The sequence below is a fragment of the Clostridium sp. UBA5119 genome (assembly GCF_002414285.1).
Taxonomy (GTDB): Bacteria; Bacillota; Clostridia; order Clostridiales; family Clostridiaceae; genus Clostridium_J; species Clostridium_J sulfidigenes.
Genome location: NZ_DHYX01000024.1, coordinates 2,785 through 5,680 on the forward strand (window position 1 = coordinate 2,785; position 2,896 = coordinate 5,680).

Genomic DNA, 2,896 nt, shown 5'->3' on the forward strand with positions numbered 1-2,896 from the left:
TATATTTCTCTACTAACATAAATTTCTGCCTTGGGATGCTGATCTATAAAGCTTTGGATTCCTTTACCGTATTTACCATCTACTATATCCTTTGCTACGTGTTCCTTAATTTCCATAAAGAGAAAACCTATACCTGTGTTAAAAGTCTTTTCATAGTCGCATTTACTACATTTCAAAGTATAACCTTGACCCATAACAACACCTCTTTGTTTATTTCTTCTTAAAGCCCTTGCACATAGTTTTTTTATGACATTTAGGACAATATAGGTTTTTATAATTAACTCCCGAATTAATGCCAAAAATATTTTGTTTTAATGAAATATTAAATTTTTCTCCACATTCTTCACATACCCATTCATAACTTATTGTACTCCAATACATTAATATTCCAATTACTATTAATAAAACAATTAAACCCAACACACACACTATTATACTGAGCTTTATTCCTAGGAATATTAGTATTAATGATACTATGCTTAATAAAACTCCTATAATAAAGTAACTTTTATTATTCATAAAAACATCTCCAACTGTTTATATTCTAGTCACTGCTTGACTATTTCAAAATAAATCTACATTTAGGATAATTGCTGCACCCTTTAAACTCACCATATTTACCTTTTCTCGAAACTAACTTGCCTCCACACCTAGGACATATATCATTACTTATTTTATTCTTATTATCAATTAGTCGATTCTGAATTTGTGCTACATGGGCTTTCCTATTTTCTTTACCATCAATACCCAAAGAAATCAGTTTTGAGTATATTTGTTTTTTTACAGAATCTCTTAATGTCTGTTTATTATATTTTTTAATTGTCTTCAATAAATTTATTGTATATATAACATCCGTTTTACATTTAACTTTTAAATCCGCTTTAGTAGTGAAAACTACAATAGGAATGTAATTCACTTCTGGAAAGTCACCTATTATCTCTTTTAGAGCTTGTATATGTCCGTAGTTCTGCCTTATTGGATTATACATATTTTTCTTAGATTTATAAATAACTTGTTTCCAATATTCATCAAATTCATTCCCTATAATCCATCCCTTATAGTTTTTTGTTTCAATAACAAAAACACCATAATTAGATACAACAACATGATCAATCTGGGTTGTCTTACTTCCCACCTGTAGCATTATATCATTTATAACCATATACTTAGTTTCATCAAGTCTTGATAAGAAAAAGGATACTGATTTTTCTCCAAAGAATCCCTTTATTCTTGGCATAAAAAGATCTAATATTCCTACTGCAATTACCAACACCCATAAATACCAAAATCTAATTAAAAGTTCAACAATTACTTCCACTTATTTCACTCACCTTTAATACTATTCTTAAATTGAATATTATTTTACCTGATCCTTATTATTTAAATTAAATCAACAATATCCTTATTGTACCATCTCCCTCTCCACCGCTCAATGAATTCATACCATTTAAAGCATATATTTCCTTTGTTTAATGTANNTTCTGAAATTCTACTGTTTCTTACTTTTCTAGTTGAGTAATAATATATCTATTTTATTTCACTAATATTTTATAAAATATCTATAATCTAATCCCACAGGCGTTTTTAAGAATTAAACATTATGTCATAATGTACTCTATACTGTTCAATTTGCTTACCTTTATAGCTAATTGCATTAACAGGACAGTTGTGAATGCAACGTGTACACATAATACACTTATTAAAATACTTCTTATCTTTAAATTTTATATTTTTCTTTGGACAATTTTTTTCACACATTCCACAACCAATACAGTTTTCATTAATGCTAAAGGACTTACCTAGTGATTTTGCCATAATCCTAAATAAATCAGCAAATAAATCAATCATTATCATTGACTCTTTTACTCTTATTTCATTACAATTATTAATTTTACTTAATGACTCCATAATTTTAGTTGCTGCATTTTCAAATTGTTGCTTTTGAATATTATCAGGGGTAGGATCATATTTATCGATGTAGAAGTTACGTGGCATTTCAAAAGCACTCATATCTAGAAGTGAATAACCTTTATTTATCAGTTTTTTACCAATTGATTTAACACCATTTGCATTTAATAATCCTGCTGAGGTTGAAAAGACAATAGCTTTTTTTCCCTCTACTCTTTTTACATTCTTCCTGATCCAATTGATTAGCTCATCAGGCATATTTCCTGCATAAATGGGACCACCAATTATTAACAACTCATGATCAGGTATGCAAGTTGACTCTTCTATAGACATAATCTCAATATGATGACCTGACTTTGCAAGCACAGCTTCATAGCCTTCCGCTATTGCTTTTGTATTTCCTGTACCACTAAAATATACAATGGATACATTCATATTATTCCCTCCAAATTTTCAGATATTTTAGTAAGGGTAATAAGAGTTTGATTTATATTACTTGGATCTATATCTTTTGTTATCAATGCATTTAAGTTAATAAATATTGGGACAATTTCAGATTTTAAGTCAACACCTTTTGCTGTCAAGCGATAACCCTTTTTATTAATATCTGACTGCTCAATATATCCCTTTTCTAATAATTTTAGTACACTCNNAACCAGTTTGACCAAATCGTTTTGCGTTAAAGTGTTCTCAATATCATTAAAGAAAGTCATCAATATCTGCATTTGTCCCATACCAATATCATAATGTTTTAAATCTCTTTCAATTTTCGTCTTCAAATTCTTATATATGTTCATTACTAAGTCGCCTAGTTTTTCCGTATGCATACTTTATCTCTCCTTTTTATGTTGTGTGGACAACTTAATATTAACACACATTTGTTGTGTGCGCAACTTATTTTAAAAAATACTGAACCACATAAAAAAACAGCAGAATTCTGAAATTCTACTGTTTCTATGTGTTCCCAATTATTGAGGTTCATGGTAAA

Annotated in this window: 4 protein-coding genes and 1 pseudogene; all 5 read right to left on the reverse strand. The window is 28.8% G+C overall.

Features of this window, described 5'->3' with window-relative positions; translation table 11 throughout:
- A pseudogene (locus B2671_RS03240) lies at positions 1–194 on the reverse strand (hypothetical protein); the annotation flags it as partial.
- Positions 195–210: 16 nt separating this feature from the next.
- Entirely contained in the window at positions 211–519 is a 309-nt protein-coding gene (locus B2671_RS03245; RefSeq protein ID WP_346869136.1) for a hypothetical protein, read from the reverse strand.
- A 40-nt stretch (positions 520–559) separates the two neighbouring features.
- Positions 560–1,318 carry an NERD domain-containing protein gene (locus tag B2671_RS03250; protein ID WP_346869137.1) on the reverse strand — a complete coding sequence of 253 codons (759 nt, stop codon included), beginning with the start codon at positions 1,316–1,318 and terminating at the stop codon, positions 560–562.
- Positions 1,319–1,584: 266 nt separating this feature from the next.
- Positions 1,585–2,343, reverse strand: coding sequence for an EFR1 family ferrodoxin (locus B2671_RS03255; protein ID WP_346869138.1), 759 nt, complete (start codon positions 2,341–2,343; stop codon positions 1,585–1,587).
- A 373-nt stretch (positions 2,344–2,716) separates the two neighbouring features.
- The coding region (locus B2671_RS03260) for a hypothetical protein (protein WP_346869139.1) at positions 2,717–2,896 on the reverse strand (180 nt) is incomplete at its 5' end.

Excerpts from the sequence above, each read along its gene's own strand:
- B2671_RS03255 (WP_346869138.1), bottom strand. The coding sequence starts at position 2,343 with ATGAATGTATCCATTGTATATTTTAGTGGTACAGGAAATACAAAAGCA.
- B2671_RS03245 (WP_346869136.1), bottom strand. The coding sequence starts at position 519 with ATGAATAATAAAAGTTACTTTATTATAGGAGTTTTATTAAGCATAGTA.